15 protein-coding genes and 1 tRNA gene are annotated in these 18,109 nt (G+C 25.7%); 8 read left to right on the top strand and 8 right to left on the bottom strand.

What is annotated here, in order from left to right; translation table 11 throughout:
* Positions 1-13: 13 nt before the first annotated feature.
* A complete protein-coding gene (mnmE, locus tag D9V62_RS00085; protein ID WP_158339796.1) occupies positions 14-1,381 on the top strand; it encodes a tRNA uridine-5-carboxymethylaminomethyl(34) synthesis GTPase MnmE in 1,368 nt (455 codons plus the stop codon).
* A 9-nt stretch (positions 1,382-1,390) separates the two neighbouring features.
* On the opposite strand, the gene D9V62_RS00090 is transcribed toward mnmE, so the two are convergent.
* Positions 1,391-1,463 (bottom strand) — tRNA-Phe (locus D9V62_RS00090).
* A 259-nt stretch (positions 1,464-1,722) separates the two neighbouring features.
* Here D9V62_RS00090 and D9V62_RS00095 point away from each other — a divergent pair.
* The 3 genes from D9V62_RS00095 (at position 1,723) to efp (ending at position 4,496) form a co-directional block, all read left to right on the top strand.
* Positions 1,723-2,013: a co-chaperone GroES gene (locus D9V62_RS00095; protein ID WP_158339797.1), complete on the top strand. Its 291-nt coding sequence runs from the start codon at positions 1,723-1,725 to the stop codon at positions 2,011-2,013.
* Between the two features lie 48 nt (positions 2,014-2,061).
* Complete coding sequence (gene groL, locus D9V62_RS00100; protein ID WP_158339798.1) at positions 2,062-3,708, top strand: chaperonin GroEL; 1,647 nt, start codon at positions 2,062-2,064, stop codon at positions 3,706-3,708.
* Positions 3,709-3,926: 218 nt separating this feature from the next.
* Positions 3,927-4,496 (top strand): elongation factor P, encoded by a 570-nt coding sequence (efp, locus tag D9V62_RS00105; protein ID WP_158339799.1) that lies wholly within the window; start codon positions 3,927-3,929, stop codon positions 4,494-4,496.
* Positions 4,497-4,507: 11 nt separating this feature from the next.
* Here the strand turns inward: efp and dnaC are convergent, their stop codons facing one another.
* From dnaC to rsmD, 3 genes are read right to left on the bottom strand one after another with little or no spacing between them, the layout of a single operon-like run.
* The gene (dnaC, locus tag D9V62_RS00110) at positions 4,508-5,248 is read right to left on the bottom strand and encodes a DNA replication protein DnaC (protein WP_158339800.1); all 741 of its coding nucleotides are present in this window, start codon (positions 5,246-5,248) and stop codon (positions 4,508-4,510) included.
* Positions 5,248-5,742 carry a primosomal protein DnaT gene (dnaT, locus tag D9V62_RS00115; protein WP_158339801.1) on the bottom strand — a complete coding sequence of 165 codons (495 nt, stop codon included), beginning with the start codon at positions 5,740-5,742 and terminating at the stop codon, positions 5,248-5,250. The genes dnaC and dnaT overlap by 1 nt, the downstream gene beginning before the upstream one ends.
* A 33-nt stretch (positions 5,743-5,775) precedes the next feature.
* Positions 5,776-6,363, bottom strand: coding sequence for a 16S rRNA (guanine(966)-N(2))-methyltransferase RsmD (gene rsmD, locus D9V62_RS00120; RefSeq protein WP_158339802.1), 588 nt, complete (start codon positions 6,361-6,363; stop codon positions 5,776-5,778).
* Between the two features lie 131 nt (positions 6,364-6,494).
* On the opposite strand from rsmD, the gene ftsY reads away from it, so the two are divergent.
* Both ftsY and rpoH read left to right on the top strand, forming a co-directional pair.
* Positions 6,495-7,559, top strand: coding sequence for a signal recognition particle-docking protein FtsY (gene ftsY / locus D9V62_RS00125; protein ID WP_158339803.1), 1,065 nt, complete (start codon positions 6,495-6,497; stop codon positions 7,557-7,559).
* Between the two features lie 169 nt (positions 7,560-7,728).
* Positions 7,729-8,589, top strand: coding sequence for an RNA polymerase sigma factor RpoH (gene rpoH, locus D9V62_RS00130; RefSeq protein ID WP_158339804.1), 861 nt, complete (start codon positions 7,729-7,731; stop codon positions 8,587-8,589).
* Between the two features lie 103 nt (positions 8,590-8,692).
* On the opposite strand, the gene glmS is transcribed toward rpoH, so the two are convergent.
* Positions 8,693-10,522: a glutamine--fructose-6-phosphate transaminase (isomerizing) gene (gene glmS, locus D9V62_RS00135; RefSeq protein WP_158339805.1), complete on the bottom strand. Its 1,830-nt coding sequence runs from the start codon at positions 10,520-10,522 to the stop codon at positions 8,693-8,695.
* Between the two features lie 50 nt (positions 10,523-10,572).
* Positions 10,573-11,958, bottom strand: a complete 1,386-nt coding sequence (gene glmU / locus D9V62_RS00140) for a bifunctional UDP-N-acetylglucosamine diphosphorylase/glucosamine-1-phosphate N-acetyltransferase GlmU (protein WP_158339806.1) — start codon at positions 11,956-11,958, stop codon at positions 10,573-10,575.
* Positions 11,959-12,134: 176 nt separating this feature from the next.
* Between glmU and D9V62_RS00145 the strand changes: the two genes are divergently transcribed.
* Positions 12,135-12,944, top strand: coding sequence for a Cof-type HAD-IIB family hydrolase (locus tag D9V62_RS00145; RefSeq protein WP_158339807.1), 810 nt, complete (start codon positions 12,135-12,137; stop codon positions 12,942-12,944).
* Positions 12,945-12,957: 13 nt separating this feature from the next.
* Here D9V62_RS00145 and metR read toward each other — a convergent pair whose 3' ends face one another.
* Complete coding sequence (gene metR, locus D9V62_RS00150; protein WP_158339808.1) at positions 12,958-13,893, bottom strand: HTH-type transcriptional regulator MetR; 936 nt, start codon at positions 13,891-13,893, stop codon at positions 12,958-12,960.
* 151 nt (positions 13,894-14,044) lie between these two features.
* Between metR and metE the strand changes: the two genes are divergently transcribed.
* Positions 14,045-16,315, top strand: coding sequence for a 5-methyltetrahydropteroyltriglutamate--homocysteine S-methyltransferase (gene metE / locus D9V62_RS00155; protein WP_158339809.1), 2,271 nt, complete (start codon positions 14,045-14,047; stop codon positions 16,313-16,315).
* A 145-nt stretch (positions 16,316-16,460) separates the two neighbouring features.
* On the opposite strand, the gene purH is transcribed toward metE, so the two are convergent.
* Positions 16,461-18,038, bottom strand: a complete 1,578-nt coding sequence (gene purH, locus D9V62_RS00160) for a bifunctional phosphoribosylaminoimidazolecarboxamide formyltransferase/IMP cyclohydrolase (protein WP_158339810.1) — start codon at positions 18,036-18,038, stop codon at positions 16,461-16,463.
* Positions 18,039-18,109: the final 71 nt, after the last annotated feature.

Below are 18,109 nucleotides of genomic sequence, written 5' to 3' on the forward strand. Positions count from 1 at the left end.
AAGAAAGTATTTTATGATACAAAAAGATACTATTGCTGCTCAAGTTACCTATCCAGGAAAAAGTTCTGTCGGAATAATACGAATTTCTGGAATTAATACAAAAAAAGTTGCTATAAAAATTTTAGGTAAAATACCTAAGCCAAGATTTGCTACTTATTCAAAATTTTTGAATGAAAATAATCAAATTTTAGATCACGGTATATCTTTGTGGTTTCCTGCTCCTTTTTCATTTACAGGTGAAGATATATTAGAATTACAAGGTCATGGTAGTCCATTTATTATGGATTTATTAATGAAAAGAATTTTATCTGTAAAAAATACAAGATTAGCTAAACCAGGGGAATTTTGTGAACGTGCTTTTTTAAATGGTAAAATTGATTTAATTCAAGCAGAAGCAATAGATGATTTAATTAATTCTGAAACTGAATCTATGGTTAAAGCTTCATTAAATTCCTTACAAGGAAATTTTTCGTATTATATACATAATTTAGTAAAAACACTTATTAAATTTCGTGTAGATATTGAATCAAGTATTGATTTTTCAGAAGAAGAAATAAATTTTAATTTTGATGATATTATTGATAACAACTTTCAAAAGTTAAATAATCAATTTTCAAAAATACAAAAAATCATTACAAATAAAAGTATTGTAAGAGAAGCTAAAAAAATTATAATTGTTGGTCCTCCTAATGCAGGAAAATCTAGTTTGTTGAATATCTTATCTTCATATAATCGAGCGATAGTTACTAATATTCCTGGCACGACACGTGATCTTATTCATGAACATATAAATATTAATGGTTTTTTATGTGAAATTATTGATACTGCAGGTTTTCATGATACGCAAGATAAAATTGAAAAAATTGGTATTAATCGTGCTTGGGAAACCATTAAAACATCTGATCATATTCTATTTGTAATAGATAAAACAATAAGCGTTGAAAGTCAAAGAAAGATATCAAATGAATTTATTAAAAAAGTTAGATCTTATAATAATTCTATACAAATCACTTTTGTTTTAAATAAGAATGATTTACTGAAAGATGATTTTGGAGTAAAAAAAATAGAGAATTTTAATTTTATTAGTATTTCCGCTCTTACAGGTCAAGGAATAGATACATTAAAAAAATATCTTGTAAAAATAGAAAACAACAAAGAAAAAGAAGGTTTATTTATTGCTAGAAGACGTCATGTACATCAAATTGAATTATCTTATTCTCAATTTTTAAAAGCAAAACAACATTGGTTAAAATATAAAAATATTGAATTATTAGCAGAATCATTAAGCTTAATAAATAGATTAATAGGAGAGATTACAGGTTCTTTTACTTCAAATGATTTATTAAATCGTATTTTTTCTACTTTTTGCATAGGGAAATAAAAAAATTTATGCCCGGAGGCGGAATTGAACCACCGACACGGGGATTTTCAGTCCCCTGCTCTACCGACTGAGCTATCCGGGCATTTTTTATATTAAATCATCAAAGTTAAAACTTTGTCAATACTTTTTTTTATAGCAATTAAACTTCAATTCTATTTTAATAAATATTTAAAAAAAAAATCATTAAAAATAATTTTTACCCTTGAAAGTTTTCATAAACATCCCTATATTTAATAATAAAGATAAAATATTAAATTATAAAATATTGAATTTAGATAACAATTTAAAAAATAATTTTTTTTAAAACAATTAAACAGGATTATTCACAGGAGTATTATCATATGAAAATTCGTCCATTGCATGATCGTGTACTTGTAAAACGTCAAGAAGCAGAATCAAAATCTGCTGGTGGTATTGTTCTTACAGGTTCTGCTGCGGGTAAGTCAAATCGTGGCACAGTCACAGCAGTTGGTAATGGTCGTGTTCTAGATAATGGAGAAATTAAACCATTAGATGTTAAAGTTGGAGATGTTGTAATTTTTAATGAAGGTTATGGTGCAAAAACAGAAAAAATTGATAATGAGGAATTATTAATTTTAACTGAAAGTGACATTTTAGCAATTGTTGAATAGTAAACTATGCTATATCCATAAAAAAAATATATTTAAGGAAATGTCAAAATGGGCGCTAAAGACGTAAAATTTGGTAATGAAGCTCGAATTAAAATGCTTCGCGGAGTTAATGTATTAGCTGATGCAGTTAAAGTAACTTTAGGACCAAAAGGTAGAAATGTAGTTTTAGATAAATCTTTTGGAGCACCTAGTATTACTAAAGACGGTGTATCAGTAGCTCGTGAAATCGAATTGGAAGATAAATTCGAAAACATGGGAGCTCAAATGGTAAAAGAAGTTGCTTCTAAAGCTAACGATGCAGCTGGAGATGGAACTACAACAGCAACATTACTAGCACAATCAATAGTTAATGAAGGTTTAAAAGCTGTAGCTGCTGGAATGAATCCTATGGATTTAAAGCGAGGTATTGATAAAGCAGTTATTAGTGCTGTTGAAGAATTAAAAAATTTATCTGTACCGTGTTCTGATTCTAAAGCAATTACACAAGTTGGTACTATTTCTGCTAATGCTGATGAAAAAGTAGGTGCTTTAATTGCTGAAGCAATGGAAAAAGTTGGTAATGATGGAGTTATTACAGTAGAGGAAGGAACAGGTTTACAAAATGAACTTGAAGTTGTTAAAGGTATGCAATTTGATCGAGGTTATTTATCTCCTTATTTTATTAACAAACCAGAAACTGGAATTGTTGAATTAGAAAATCCATATATTTTAATGGCTGATAAAAAAATTTCTAATGTTCGAGAAATGCTTCCAATATTAGAATCTGTTGCAAAATCTAGCAAACCATTATTAATAATTTCAGAAGATTTAGAAGGTGAAGCACTTGCTACTTTAGTAGTTAATTCTATGCGTGGTATTGTTAAAGTTGCTGCTGTTAAAGCCCCTGGATTTGGTGATAGAAGAAAAGCAATGTTACAAGATATTTCTATTCTAACTGGTGGTTCTGTAATTTCAGAAGAACTAGCAATGGAATTAGAAAAATCTACTTTAGAAGATTTAGGACAAGCAAAACGTGTTGTTATTAACAAAGATACAACAACTATAATTGGTGGCATCGGAGAAAAACATGCTATCCAAAGTCGTATTAGTCAAATTCGACAAGAGATTCAAGAAGCTACCTCTGACTACGATAAAGAAAAATTAAATGAGCGCTTAGCGAAATTATCAGGTGGTGTTGCAGTACTAAAAGTAGGAGCTGCAACAGAAGTAGAAATGAAAGAGAAGAAAGCTCGTGTTGAAGATGCTTTACATGCAACTCGTGCTGCTGTAGAAGAAGGTGTTGTTGCAGGTGGTGGTGTTGCTTTAGTTCGTGTAGCTGGAAAAATATCCAGTTTACGTGGTCAAAATGAAGATCAAAATGTTGGAATTAGAGTTGCATTACGTGCGATGGAAGCTCCTTTACGTCAAATCGTATCAAATTCAGGTGAAGAACCTTCTGTAGTTACTAATAATGTAAAAGATGGAAAAGGTAACTATGGTTATAATGCTGCTACTGATGAATATGGAGATATGATTGATTTTGGAATATTAGATCCTACTAAAGTTACAAGATCTGCTTTACAGTATGCTGCGTCTGTTGCTGGTTTAATGATTACTACAGAATGTATGGTTACAGATTTACCAAAAGATGAAAAATCTTCTGATGCAAGTGCTTCTCCTGCTGGTGGAATGGGTGGCATGGGCGGAATGATGTAAAAATTTTTTAGTTAATCAGTACTTAAATTAATTTAAAAATTTCTTTCCTCAGATATATTTTTCTGAGGAAAGAATTGATTATTAATGAAAATCAAAAATATAAATTGAATTATTAATTTAAAACATAATAAATATATTTTTTAATATTATTAGTAAGATTTTATTTTTTTATTAGAAATTCAATAATTTAGTGGTAAATAAATTTTTATAGAGGTTTTATGAGAGTTTATCAAAGTAATAATTTTCGTATTGGTTATAAAATTATTTTTGAAAAAGAACCTTGTTTAATAGAGTCTAGTGAATTTGTTAAACCTGGAAAAGGTCAGGCATTTGTTCGTGTAAAATTAAGAAAATTACTAACAAATCAATTAATAGAAAAAACATTTAAATCAACAGATTCATTGGAAATAGCTGATATTTCAGAATATAAATTATCTTATTTATATAATGATGGTATTTTTTGGTATTTTATTAATAATGATACTTTTGAAGATTTATCTGTAGAAAAAAAAATTATTGGTTCAAATATACAATGGTTATTAGAGCAAGATACATGTATTATTACATTTTGGAACAATAAACCAATTTTCATTACACCTAATATTTTTGTTGAATTAAAAGTAATAGATACAGAATCAACTGTAAAAGGAGATACTATTAATACTAGTACTAAATTAGCAAAAGTAAGTACTGGTGCAATTGTAAAAGTTCCATTATTTGTACAAGTTGGATCTTGGATTAAAGTAGATACGAGATCCGGTGAGTATATAGCTAGAGTTAATAAATAAATAATAACGAATTAGTATTCGTCACCTTTTACATATTGTCTATAACTTTCCCATTCAAATGTTAACCATAAACTATTACCTAATCGCATTCTATCAATTACTCGTTCTCCTAATAAACTTTTCATACCCTTATGATCTAAATTAGATAACATACCGGTAGATCGTTTAGATGAGGATCTCCTATCAACTATTTGATTAATTATTACTTTTTCATATCTAGATTCAGTTTGCATACCAATTTCATCAATCATTAATAGATCAACACTACTAAGGTTATGTAATAAATTTTCTTCAGTAATGTTACTAGTACCACTAAATGTACCTTTCATATTAGACATTAAATCTGCAACTGTTACAATTAAAATACTTTTTCCATGTAAAATTAAATAATTGCCTATAGCTGATGCTAAATGATTTTTACCAGTTCCAGGCCGTCCTGAAAAAATAAAACTTGCAATATTTTCATTAAATTCTTCAGCATAGCGTTTCGCTGCTTTAAGTACTTTTCTTTGTCCTTCATGTTCTATTTTATAATTTTCAAATGAACAATTCATATATAATTCACGAATGCCAGATCTACCTAAAACTCTTTGCATTTTCATTGCTTTGTTTTCACGTAATATTGATTCTGAAGATATCCTTCCTTGTTCCTGGTTCCAAGCTAATAAATCTTGATCATTTTCAAATTTAGGTTTTATATTGTTAGGCATAATACGTTGGAGACGTTTAAAAAATTCAGTATAAAATGTCATTATTTTCCTCTAAATCCATGGGGTGTTTTTTGATCAGGAACTGGTATATAAGTGATATCTTTTTGTTTTTGAATTAAATTAAAAGAACGAGTTCTTTGTAAACTTCTTGCTAATTTTTGTTCCCATTGTACATGATAAAAAAAACAACGTTCAGCTTGCCAATAAGAAATAAAAGCAGCAAGTTCATGTTTAGAGACGTCTTCTTCTAATATTATTCCCCATAAAGCTGCTTTTCGAATAAAATCTTTTTCAGGAGTCCATTTGGAATGCATAGAAAATTTTTGTTTTATTTTTTCTTCTTGTTGTATATCTTTTTGTTCAAAATTGTTTTCAAGATTAAATATTTTTGTTAATACTGATGGAGTTATAACATAAAATAAAATTTTTTTATTTTTTGATATAGCTAGAGTTCCATTTTTAGTTGTTTTTATAATTTGAACAGGGTTTTTGCAAAACAAATCTAAACTTATATTTTTAGAAATTAAAATTTTCATAAAAATTTGATCCTATTAAATTTATTAATATTTTTAAATATTAATTTTTTTTATTTTAAAAACATAAAGATAGCATGCAATTTGACTGGTTATTTTTTTTTTATATAAAACAAAATTATGTGATATTATTAAAGATTGATTTCTTTTTACTTCTATATAAATTATTGAGTTATTTTTGATCCAATTTTTTTTCTCTAGAAGAATAATAGTTTTTTCTACTAATTCGGTATTATATGGTGGATCTATAAATATTATGTCATATGGTTTTTTTGGTTTTATTAACCAATCTAAGGTATTTGTATGTATAATTTCTAGATTAGATATATTTAATTTTTTTTTATTTTGTATTAATGAAAGTACAGTTTTTTTATTTATTTCTAACAACGTAACAAATTTAGCATATCGAGATATAGCTTCTAATCCTAATGCACCACTACCTGCAAAACAATCTAGACAACGAGCATTTTGAATGTATTTTGATAACCAATTAAAAAGTGTTTCTTTTATTCGATTAGTTGTTGGACGTATACTAAAATTATCTTTAAAAGATAATTTTCTTCCCTTTAGCTTACCTGAAATAATATAAACTTTTCCCTTTTTTTTAAAAAAAGAATTATACATTTTATTAGAGTATCTGTGTTAGTAATATAATTTATTTTATTATTAAATATAATTTAAATAAATATTTAATTTTGAATTTTTTAAAGTATAAAGTAAATAATTTTTACTTTTTTAGTTAAGGAGTTAGTTAAATGAACGATAATAAAAAAAATAATTTATTTTCTTGGATTAATTCAAAAATAATCAAAAAAAATAAAATTGATTTAAATAAACATGAAAGAGATAAACAAATAAGTACTAAAGATTCTATAAAAACAAACGATAAAAATAATACAAAAATAAATTTTTTTTTTAAATTAAAAGAAAGTTTAAAAAAAACTAAAAATTTTTTTGGTAACAGTATTAGTCGTATTTTTTCTATAAAGCATATAGATAATGATTTATTTGAAGAATTAGAAGATACTATGATCTTGTCTGATATTGGTATAACAACTACTGAAAAGATCATTCAGGGATTAATTAAAGATACTAGTCGTAAAGAGTTAAAAAATCCAAAGTCAGTGTATTTTCTTTTAAAAGAGCGAATGCATATAATTTTAAAAAAAGTGGAAGTTCCTCTATTAATTTCAAATAAAATGCCATTTGTTATATTAATAGTAGGTGTGAATGGTACAGGAAAAACTACAACTGCTTTAAAATTAGCAAAAAAATATAAGTTAGATGGAAAATCTGTCATGCTAGCAGCAGCAGATACATTTCGAGCTGCAGCAATAGATCAACTACAAACATTAGGAAAGATACATAATATTCCAGTTATAGCACAAGTTTTAGGAACAGATCCGGCTGCAGTAGCATTTGACGCGTTAAAATCTGCTATTTCTAAAAAAGTTGATGTTTTAATCATTGATACAGCAGGAAGGTTACATAATAAACAGTATTTGTTAGAAGAATTAAAAAAAATAATTAGAGTTGTTAAAAAGTTAAATGTATCTGCTCCACATGAAATAATATTAGTAATTGATGCATGTAATGGACAAAATACAATTAAACAAACTGAAATATTTCATAAAGAACTTAATTTAACTGGATTAATTATCACAAAATTAGATGGAACAGCAAAAGGAGGAGTAATTTTTGCGCTATCAGATCAATTTTCAATTCCTATTCGTTATATTGGTACTGGTGAAAAATCAACTGATTTAGTTACTTTTAATAGTAATGATTTTATCAATTCTATTTTTCATAGTATTAAATAATTTTTTTATAAATTTCAAAAAAATATAATTTACATCATTAATTTTGTTTATATATTAATATAGATAATATTTATATAAGTTTTTGATTTTAAATTTTAATTAAAGTATGATGCAAAGATCCCACATACTTATAATTAATTTAATATATTTTGTTTATGCGGGAATTAACATGACTAATAAAGTACAGATTTTGTCTGTAACATCGTTAGGTAATTTAGATGCTTATATTAGAATAGCTAATTTGTGGCCTATGTTATCTATCGAAGAAGAAAAATTATTAACTCAACGTTTACGTTACAATGGTGACTTAGATGCTGCTAAAACTTTAATTCTTTCTCATCTTCGATTTGTTATTCATATTTCACGTAATTATTCCGGATATGGTTTACTTCAAGCGGATTTAATACAAGAGGGAAATATAGGTTTAATGAAGGCGGTTAGGAGATTTAATCCAGAAATTGGAGTACGGTTAGTTTCTTTTGCTGTTCATTGGATCAAATCTGAAATACATGAATATGTACTTAGAAATTGGCGAATTGTAAAAGTAGCTACTACGAAATCTCAAAGAAAATTATTTTTTAATTTACGAAAAAGTAAAAATAGATTAGGTTGGTTTAATAAAGAAGAAATTGAAATAGTTGCTAGAGAATTAGGAGTGAGCATTGCAGATGTTAAAGAAATGGAGTCTCGTATGTCAGCTCAGGATGTAACTTTTAATCCATTTCCTGATGAAGATTTAAAAGATGGTAAAAATAATTTAAATATGCCGTATTTACAAGATAAAACATCTAATTTTGCCAATGGATTTGAACAAGATAATTGGGATCAGCATGCAACACATAAGTTAAGCAATGCTTTATTAAGATTAGATAAACGTAGTCGTGATATTATCCGATCTAGATGGTTACTTGATAATAATAAAAAAAATACTCTGCAAGCATTGGCAAATAATTATGGAATTTCTGCAGAACGAGTACGGCAATTAGAAAAAAACGCTATGAAAAAGTTAAAAATAGCTATAGAAAATTAAATTAAACTAATTATTAGTTATAGTATAATTTTATATAGAGTATGAGACTATTTTATAAAATTAAAAACTCATACTCTTTTATATATAACATCAATATAAATTTTTATTCTACTGTAACAGATTTCGCAAGATTTCTTGGTTGATCTATATTTGTTCCTTTACTTAAAGCAATATAATATGCAAGCAATTGCAATGGAATTATATAAAAAATTGGTGCTATTATTTCTTCTACATAAGGAACTTTTAAAAGTGTTATATTTTTTTCTAGATTTATTTCTGCATCAGAAAAAATATAGATTAAACCACCTCTTGTACATATTTCTTGAATATTTTTTTTTGTTTTTTCAAGTAATAAATTTTTTGGTGCTGTAATAATAATAGGTATATTTTCATCAATTAATGCAAGAGGTCCATGTTTTAATTCTCCAGATGGATAAGCTTCTGCGTGAATATAAGAAATTTCTTTTAGTTTTAATGCTCCTTCCATAGCTATAGGATATTGATCACCTCTTCCAAGAAAAAGTATATTTTTTGTATTATATAATTTTTTTGCTATATTTTTAATTTCTTTATTTTTTTTTAAAATTTCTTCAATTCTGTAGGGTAAAATAGTCAATATTTTTGCAATTTTTTTTTCAACATTATTTTTTTTTTGTTTAATACTTACTATTTTTGCTACTAACATTAATAAAACAGTAAGTTGTGTAGTAAAAGATTTTGTGGAAGCAACACCTATTTCAATTCCTGCTTGAGTGAGCAAATAAATATCAGATTCTTGAACTAAAGATGAACCTTTCATATTACATATAGTTAAATTACCTAAATATCCTAATTTTTTAGAAATTCTTAACGCAGTTAAAGTATCTGCAGTTTCGCCTGATTGTGATAAAGTAATAAAAAAACTTTTTTTTCTTACTGCTAATTTTCTAGAAGAAAACTCAGAAGCAACTTCAACATCACAAGGAATATTAGCTAATGATTCAAACCAATGTTTAGCTACCATAGCAGCATGATAAGAGGTTCCACATGCAACTATTTGAATATGTTCTACGTTTAAAAATATATTTATTTCTTTTAATCCTAATTCTGGAAAAAAAATAGTTGTATTATTTTTTAAACGGTTTTTTAAAGTATTTCGAATAGAATCTGGTTGTTCATATATTTCTTTCTCCATATAATGCTTGTATTTTCCTTTTTTTACGCATTCATATTTCACATCAGATTCAATTATTTTTCTTCGAACTATAGAATAATTCTTATTGAAGATTGTAGTTTTTTCTGCTTTTATAATAGCAATATCTCCTTCTTTTAAATATATAAAACGTTTTGTAATGTTTAATAATGCAATTTGATCTGAAGCTATAAAATTTTCTCCTACACCTAAACCAATAATTAATGGACTTCCTGAACAAACAGCAATTAATTTTGATGAATGATTGCTATCCATAGCCACCATACTATAATTTCCATGTAGTTTTATTACACTATTATGTATAACTTCTACAAGAGATTTTCCTGTCTTTTTTTGTTCCCAATGTAATAAATGTACAATCACTTCAGTATCTGTATCAGACTGAAATATATAACCTTTTTTTTGTAAAAATAGTCGAAGTTTTAAGCTGTTTTCAATAATACCATTATGCACAATAGCAATATGTGAAGAAATATGTGGATGTGTATTTTCTTCTGAAACTTTTCCATGAGTTGCCCATCTTGTATGAGCAAGACCAATTTTTCCAGATAATTTTTTATTTTTTGTTTTTTTTATTAATTCTTTTACTTTTCCAATAGATCGAACTCGAATAAAATCATTGTTTTTATTTATTAAAGCTAATCCAGAGGAGTCATATCCGCGATATTCTAATCGTTGAATACTTTCAAGAAGAAAGTTAATTATATTACGTTGTGTTACTGCAGCAACAATACCACACATATAAATATACCCTTATTTTATTATAAAATAATATTTATTAATTTCTATTATTAACTAGTGGTTTTTTTAATATTTTTATTAGAATAAATCCAATTTTCTTTATTTTTTTGTTCCTTAGTATTGTAAACTAAACATGGTTTATCTACATTTTTTATTACTGTAGTTCCTGCTGCGATAGTCGTATTTTTTGATATTTTAATAGGTGCAATCAATTCTGTATTTGAACCTATAAAAACGTTATCACCAATAATAGTTTTAGATTTTTTATAACCATCATAATTACATGTAATACTACCTGCACCAATATTTACTCGAGAACCAATTTCAGAATTCCCAATATAGCTAAGATGTTTTATTTTTGTTTTTTTTTCTATAATACTATCTTTAATTTCTACAAAATTGCCTATATGTGTTTCGTTATTTAATATAGTGTTGTTTCTTAGATGACAGAAAGGTCCTATTATACAATTTTTTCCTATTTTAACATTTTCAATAATTGTATATTCTTGAATTTGAGATTTATTATTAATAATACTATTTTTAATTATACAACCTGCCCCAATTTTAACATCATCTCCTAAAACTATATTTCCTTCTAATATAACACCTGTATCTATTTCTATATTTTTTCCGTGTTTTAATGTGCCTCTTAAATTAAAATGATATGGATCTTTTAATCTAATACCAGCAATCATTAGATTTTTAGTTATTTCTTTTTGAACAATTTTTTCTAAAATAGACAATTGTAATTGATTATTTATCCCTAATATTTCTTTACAATTTGAAGGTTCTACAGTTTTTATAGTATTACCCTCTAAATAAGCTAAATAAACAATATCTGTAGCACGAATTTCTTGATTAATATTGTTTTGGTTAATTTTTAATAGCCATCTTTTTAAGTCTTTTCCATTGGTTATAAACGTTCCAGAATATACTTCTTTAATTAATTTTTCTTTACTATTAGCACATTTATCTTCAATAATACTTATTACTTTTCCATTTTTTCTAAAAACTCTTCCGTATCCTTCTGGGTTTTCTATGTTACTAGTTAGTAAACTAAGATTTGATTTTTTTTTAGATTCTTGTAATTTTTTTATAGATTTATTTGAAATAAATGGCATATCTCCATAAAGAACGATAATATTTTCATTGTCTGAAAAATTTTTTGATGCTATAATTATGGCGTCTCCTGTTCCTTTTTGCTGTTTTTGAATTACCCATTCTATAGAAAAATCTTGATTTTTAGATAAAATTTTCTTTATATATTTTGTACAAACTAATATTATTTTTTTAGGCTGAATAGATTTTGCTGTATTTAAAACATGTTCTAATATTGTTTTCCCTCCTAATGTATGTAATACCTTCGGACAATTAGATTGCATTCTAAGACCCTTACCAGCCGCTAATATAATGACAGTTGTTTTATTTTTTAACATATATGTCTTTTTCCGATATTTTATATTAATATAACATATGAACTTTTTTTAAAATTAATTTACTAAATATATTATTAAATTTATAAAATTATAATTATCAGTTTATAAATATAAATAAATTATTAAAGCGTTTTTTAGCATATCAAATATATTATTTTTTATATTAAGGTGTTTTTATGTATCGAATTATTACTGTAGATTTAGATGGTACTTTATTATCCCCAGAAAATAAAATAACAAAATATACTAAAAAAATCATAAAATTATTAATAAATAAAGGTTTTTATATTATTTTTGCATCAGGTCGTCATCATATTGATATGATGCATATTCGAGATCATTTTAATATTAGAATTTTTATGATTACTTCTAATGGAGCTAAAGTTTATAATTTAGATAATAAATTAATTTTTGAAAGTAATTTAGACACAGATATTGCTTTAAAACTTAGTTGTTTAAAATATTTAGATTTAGATATTATTACGCAAGTGTATCAAAATAATCAATGGTATATAAATAATAGTAAAATTCAAAATAATTTTTGCCCAAGTTTATCATCACTAAAATATGAATATTTTCATCCAGATACATTTAATTTTAGTGAAGTTAGTAAAATTTTTTATACAAGTAATAATTTCCAAAAATTATGTGAGCTTAAAAAACATATTATTACTTTATTAGGTAAGAAGGTAAATATTAGCTTTTCTGTTCCTGGATGTTTAGAAGTTATATCTGGAAAAACTTCTAAAGGATATGGATTACAATTAATATCTAATATGTTAGGTATTTCTTTACAAGAATGTATTACTTTTGGTGATGGAATGAATGACTACGATATGTTAAACATTTCTGGAAAAGCATGCATTATGGAAAATGCTGATTCGCGTTTAAAAGATGCTTTGCCATATGCTGAAATTATTGGTAATAACAAACATGATGGTGTAGCAGTTTATTTAAATAAAATGTTTATTAAATTTGATAATTAATTATATCAAGATTTTAATATTTAAAATTTTTAAAAAATTTGGGTTGTAATATATGACGAATAAATTTTAAATGAGTATTAGCATGTGAACATATTGAAAAAATAAAATTTTGTATAGTTAGTTCTTCTTGTTCACCATTTCTTACAGCAGCATATAATCTTTTCCATATTCCATCACCTAATTTTTTCGTTACAATTAAATTTTGTCTCTCAAAACTATCTACTACCCAATGTGGTAGAGCAGTAATTCCCATTTTTGCCGAAACCATTTGTATAAGAAGAGAAGTATTATTTACATTTTTAAATATTGGTACTATACCTGCTGGTTGTAAAAAAAATTTCCATACATCTAATCTATGGCGCTCTACTGGATATGTCATTAATATTTCAGATGCTAAATCTTCGGGAACAATTTTTTTTTCTTGTTGAGCTAAAGGATGACTAGGGGATAAAATTAATCGTACTTCAAAATCAAACATAGGTATATAAATTAAGTCATTTTTAGGTAAAACTTCTGAAGTTAATACAATATCTAGTTTTCCTTGACGAAGAGATGGTTGCGGACTAAAAATCATATCAGAATGAAAATCTATTCCCACCTTAGGCCAGTTTTTACGAAAAATTTTTAATGCTGGTGTTAGCCAATGAATACAACTATGACATTCAATTGCCAGTTTGATAACTGTTTGATGAGTATATTTACAATTTTTAATTGCTTTATCTATTTTTGGTAATATCTCTTTAGATAATTTTAATAAAATTTTTCCTTGAATTGTAAATTTCAAAGGATTAGTTTTTCTAATAAATAATTTAAAACCTAATCTTTTTTCTAATTTATTACATTGATGAGAAATAGCTGATTGTGTTTGATGTAATTGAATTGCAGCAGAGCTTAATGAACCGCTATTTTTTAAGATTTGTAGCGTTCGTAAGTGTTTTATTTCGATCATGAGATTCCTTCATATCGAGAATTAAATATTTGCGCTTGCGTATTTTATTTAATACTAGAATTATAAGATATCTATTTTAAATAAATCAATTATTAAATTATGTTTAGTAAATATTTATTAAATAGTTATAAAATAATTATAAGGGAAAATAATGGTTATTTCGAATCATATACTTGGATTTCCAAGAATAGGTATAAATCGAGAACTGAAAAGAGCTCAAGAATCTTATTGGTCTGGTGATATTACACAATCAGATTTATTTTTTATAGGAAAAAATTTACGAAAAGATAATTGGAAAAAACAAAAAAATGCTGGTATTCAATATATATCAGTTGGAGATTTTGCCTGGTATGATCATGTTTTAAATACTACTATGATGTTAGGAAATATACCGGAAAGACATCATAATTTCAATTCTTCTATTGATTTAGATTGTTTATTTCGTATAGCTAGAGGTTCATATCCAGATATTTCTGCTTCAGAAATGACTAAGTGGTTTAATACTAATTATCATTATATTGTTCCAGAGTTTAATAAGAATAGAACATTAAAATTTTCTTGGAATCAGCTTTTAGAAGAAACCGACGAAGCTTTGTTATTAGGTTATCAAGTTAAACCTATTATCTTAGGTCCTATTACATATTTATGGTTAGGAAAAGTAAAAGGAAAATATTTTGATCGTTTAGATTTACTTGATGCTATACTTCCTATATATAAACATGTTTTAAATGAGCTATCTCTAAAAAATATTAGTTTTGTTCAAATAGATGAACCTGCTTTAGTTTTAGAACTTCCAGAAAAATGGAAAAAGGCTTATTCATATGCTTATGAATATTTATATGGAAAAACTAAAATATTATTAACAACATATTTTGATAGTATTAATCATAACATAGAATTTATTCGTCATTTGCCTGTGTATGGTATTCATATTGATTTAATTTTTGGAAAATATAACTTATTTGATTTTAATAATAAAATTCCTCAGGAATGGACTTTATCTTTAGGAGTTATTAATGGTCGAAATGTTTGGAAATCAGATCTTTTAAAATGGTTTAAAGTTATTTCGAAAATAACCAAACTACGTCAAAATTTATTAATTAGTTCATCTTGTTCATTATTGCATTCTCCTATTGATTTAGATCAAGAAAAAAATCTAGATACAGAAACGAAAAAATGGTTTTCTTTTGCTGTTCAAAAATGTAGTGAATTAACACTATTGTTAAAAGCACTACAAAATAATAATACTAATTTAATTGAACAATGGTGTGATCCAATTTATAAACGCGAATTTTCTAATAAAGTTCATAATTTTGATGTTCAGAAACGTTTTTATAGTATTTTAAATACTAATTTTAGTCGTACTAACAATTATTCTATTCGTTCTAAAGAACAAAAAAATAAATTTAATCTACCTATTTTACCTACAACTACTATTGGTTCGTTTCCTCAAACAATAGAAATAAGAAAATTAAGAAGAGATTATAAAGAAAACTTAATAAATCTTGAAGAATATGAAAAAGGTATTAGAAAAAGCATTAAAGAAGTAATAAAAATACAGGAAAAATTAGATATTGATGTTCTTGTACATGGAGAAGCTGAAAGAAATGATATGGTAGAGTATTTTGGTGAACATTTAGATGGTTTTGTATTTACAAATAATGGATGGGTTCAAAGTTACGGATCACGTTGCGTAAAACCACCAATTATAATAGGTGATATTAGTCGACCAAAGTCTATGACTATAAAATGGATTAAATATGCTCAGTCTTTAACAAAAAAACCAGTAAAAGGCATGTTAACAGGTCCAGTTACGATTTTATTTTGGTCTTTTCCTAGAGAAGATATTTCATTAGAAGTTATTTCTAAACAAATTGCATTGGCATTACAGGATGAAGTTTTAGATCTAGAAAGAGCAGGAATTGAAATTATTCAAATAGATGAACCTGCATTACGAGAAGGTTTACCGTTGAAAAAAAGTTTATGGAATGAATATTTAACTTGGGCAACAGATTCTTTTCGTTTAACTTGTTTTAATGTTAAAAATACTACACAAATTCACACACATATGTGTTATTGTGAATTTAATGACATTATGTATTCTATTGCTTTATTAGATGCTGATGTAATTACAATTGAAACTGCACGGTCTGATATGGAACTATTAGAATCTTTTAAAGAATTTAAATATCCAAATGAAGTTGGTCCGGGTGTGTACGATATTCATTCTTCAAATATACCTAATATTAAATCAATTCATATTTTATTAAAAAAAGCAATGCAGTATATACCGTTAGATCGTATTTGGGTTAATCCTGATTGTGGTTTAAAAACAAGAAATTGGAATGAAACGATATCTGCATTACAAATTATGGTAGAAGCCACAAAGATAATGCGAAATAAAATTAAAAAAAACATCTAATATAACATTTTATTATTAAAAACATCTACTTTATAAGAAATTAAATCATCTTTTAGATTATTTTACATAAATAAAATCTAAACGATGATTTAAAAACTATAGTAATATTTTATTAATATTTTCATTATTTAAAATATTATGAAAATTAATGTTTAAAATGACGTTGTTGAGTAAAAATCATCGCTATATTATGTTTATTAGCACATTTAATAATTTCTTTATCACGAATTGAACCACCTGGTTGAATAATACAATTTATACCAATGGAAGCGGCTTTTTCTACCCCGTCTATAAAAGGGAAAAATGCATCAGATGCCATAGTAACTGCATTAGTATCAAATCCTCTATCTTTTGCTTTTAAGTTTGCTAATTGCGTTGCATCTACTCTACTTGTCTGTCCAGCACCTATACTAATAGTAGTTTTTTTATAACCATATACAATTGCGTTTGATTTAACATATTTAACTACTTTCCAACAAAATATAGCATCTTGTAATTCTTGATTAGTAGGTGATCTTTTTGTAACAAAATTAAATTTTTTAATATCTATTTCATTATTATCGTACTCTTGTAAGAGTAATCCATTAGTTATTTTTTTAAAATCTATTTTTTCATCATTCTTTTGAAATTTTCCAGAAATTAATATTCTTATATTTTTTTTATGTTTTAATATTTCTAATGCTTCATAGTTGATTTCAGGCGCAATAATCAATTCAACAAATTGTGTTTGAATAATTTCTTGAGCTGTTTTTGTATCTACAATAGAGTTAAAAGCAACTATTCCTCCAAAAGCGGAAATAGGATCTGATTTATAAGCGGATATATATGCTTGAAATATAGATATATGTTCACAAACTCCGCAAGGATTACCGTGTTTAACAATTACACAAGCTGGTCTATCAAACTGTTTAACACATTCTAACGCTATATCTGCATCAGATATATTATTATAAGATAATTTTTTTCCATGTATTTGATATGATGAACTAACTGTACTAGAGTGCAAAATATTTTCTTTTATGTATAAAGCAGATTTTTGGTGTTGATTTTCTCCATATCTTAAATTTTGTTTTTTAATGAACTGTAAGTTTATTTGATTTGGAAACAAATCATGGGTATGTTGGGCATTATTTTTTTTTTTATTTATAAAATATTTTTCAATACTTTGCTCATAATTTGAGGTATAGGTAAAAGCACGACTTGCCAAATATAATCTTTTTTCGATACTTATATAATTATTTTTTGTTGAATTAAAAATTAATTTAAAATCAGAAAAATCAACTATAACTATAACATCTTTATAATTTTTAGCAGCGGATCGAACTAGTGTTGGACCTCCAATATCAATATTGTTAATTATTTCTTCTATTTTGTATTCTTGTTGAATATTTATTTCATCAAATGGATAAAAATTAACAATTACTATATCGATAGGTAATATGTTATATAAATCCATAATTTTTTGATCTTTTTCTCTTCTACCTAAAATGCCTGCTATTATTTTAGGATGCATAGTTTTTACACGACCATCCATTATTTCTGGAAAGTTTGTATATTTTGAAATTTCAACTACAGGTATATTATGATCTTTTAAATATTTTGCTGTGCCTCCTGTTGAAAATAAATTAATTTTTTTTTCTAATAAAATTCTTGACATCTCTAATAAATGTTTTTTATTAGATAAACTGACTAAAGCATTTTTTAATGTATTGTTTGATAACATGATTTTAGTTCTTTTATATAAAAAATATTATTAACAAAATTTATTTAAAAATTTTTATATATTTAATTTTA

The organism is Buchnera aphidicola (Aphis helianthi), from assembly GCF_005083845.1.
Classification (GTDB): Bacteria; Pseudomonadota; Gammaproteobacteria; order Enterobacterales; family Enterobacteriaceae; genus Buchnera; species Buchnera aphidicola_AW.

What these genes read in the sequence shown, in the direction of transcription:
- D9V62_RS00145 (WP_158339807.1), top strand. Translation starts at nt 12,135, where the DNA reads ATGTATCGAATTATTACTGTAGATTTAGATGGTACTTTATTATCCCCA.
- D9V62_RS00095 (WP_158339797.1), top strand. Translation starts at nt 1,723, where the DNA reads ATGAAAATTCGTCCATTGCATGATCGTGTACTTGTAAAACGTCAAGAA.
- dnaT (WP_158339801.1), bottom strand. Translation starts at nt 5,742, where the DNA reads ATGAAAATTTTAATTTCTAAAAATATAAGTTTAGATTTGTTTTGCAAA.
- dnaC (WP_158339800.1), bottom strand. Translation starts at nt 5,248, where the DNA reads ATGACATTTTATACTGAATTTTTTAAACGTCTCCAACGTATTATGCCT.
- metR (WP_158339808.1), bottom strand. Translation starts at nt 13,893, where the DNA reads ATGATCGAAATAAAACACTTACGAACGCTACAAATCTTAAAAAATAGC.
- glmS (WP_158339805.1), bottom strand. Translation starts at nt 10,522, where the DNA reads ATGTGTGGTATTGTTGCTGCAGTAACACAACGTAATATAATTAACTTT.
- groL (WP_158339798.1), top strand. Translation starts at nt 2,062, where the DNA reads ATGGGCGCTAAAGACGTAAAATTTGGTAATGAAGCTCGAATTAAAATG.
- purH (WP_158339810.1), bottom strand. Translation starts at nt 18,038, where the DNA reads ATGTTATCAAACAATACATTAAAAAATGCTTTAGTCAGTTTATCTAAT.
- metE (WP_158339809.1), top strand. Translation starts at nt 14,045, where the DNA reads ATGGTTATTTCGAATCATATACTTGGATTTCCAAGAATAGGTATAAAT.
- glmU (WP_158339806.1), bottom strand. Translation starts at nt 11,958, where the DNA reads ATGTTAAAAAATAAAACAACTGTCATTATATTAGCGGCTGGTAAGGGT.
- rsmD (WP_158339802.1), bottom strand. Translation starts at nt 6,363, where the DNA reads ATGTATAATTCTTTTTTTAAAAAAAAGGGAAAAGTTTATATTATTTCA.
- efp (WP_158339799.1), top strand. Translation starts at nt 3,927, where the DNA reads ATGAGAGTTTATCAAAGTAATAATTTTCGTATTGGTTATAAAATTATT.
- mnmE (WP_158339796.1), top strand. Translation starts at nt 14, where the DNA reads ATGATACAAAAAGATACTATTGCTGCTCAAGTTACCTATCCAGGAAAA.
- rpoH (WP_158339804.1), top strand. Translation starts at nt 7,729, where the DNA reads ATGACTAATAAAGTACAGATTTTGTCTGTAACATCGTTAGGTAATTTA.
- ftsY (WP_158339803.1), top strand. Translation starts at nt 6,495, where the DNA reads ATGAACGATAATAAAAAAAATAATTTATTTTCTTGGATTAATTCAAAA.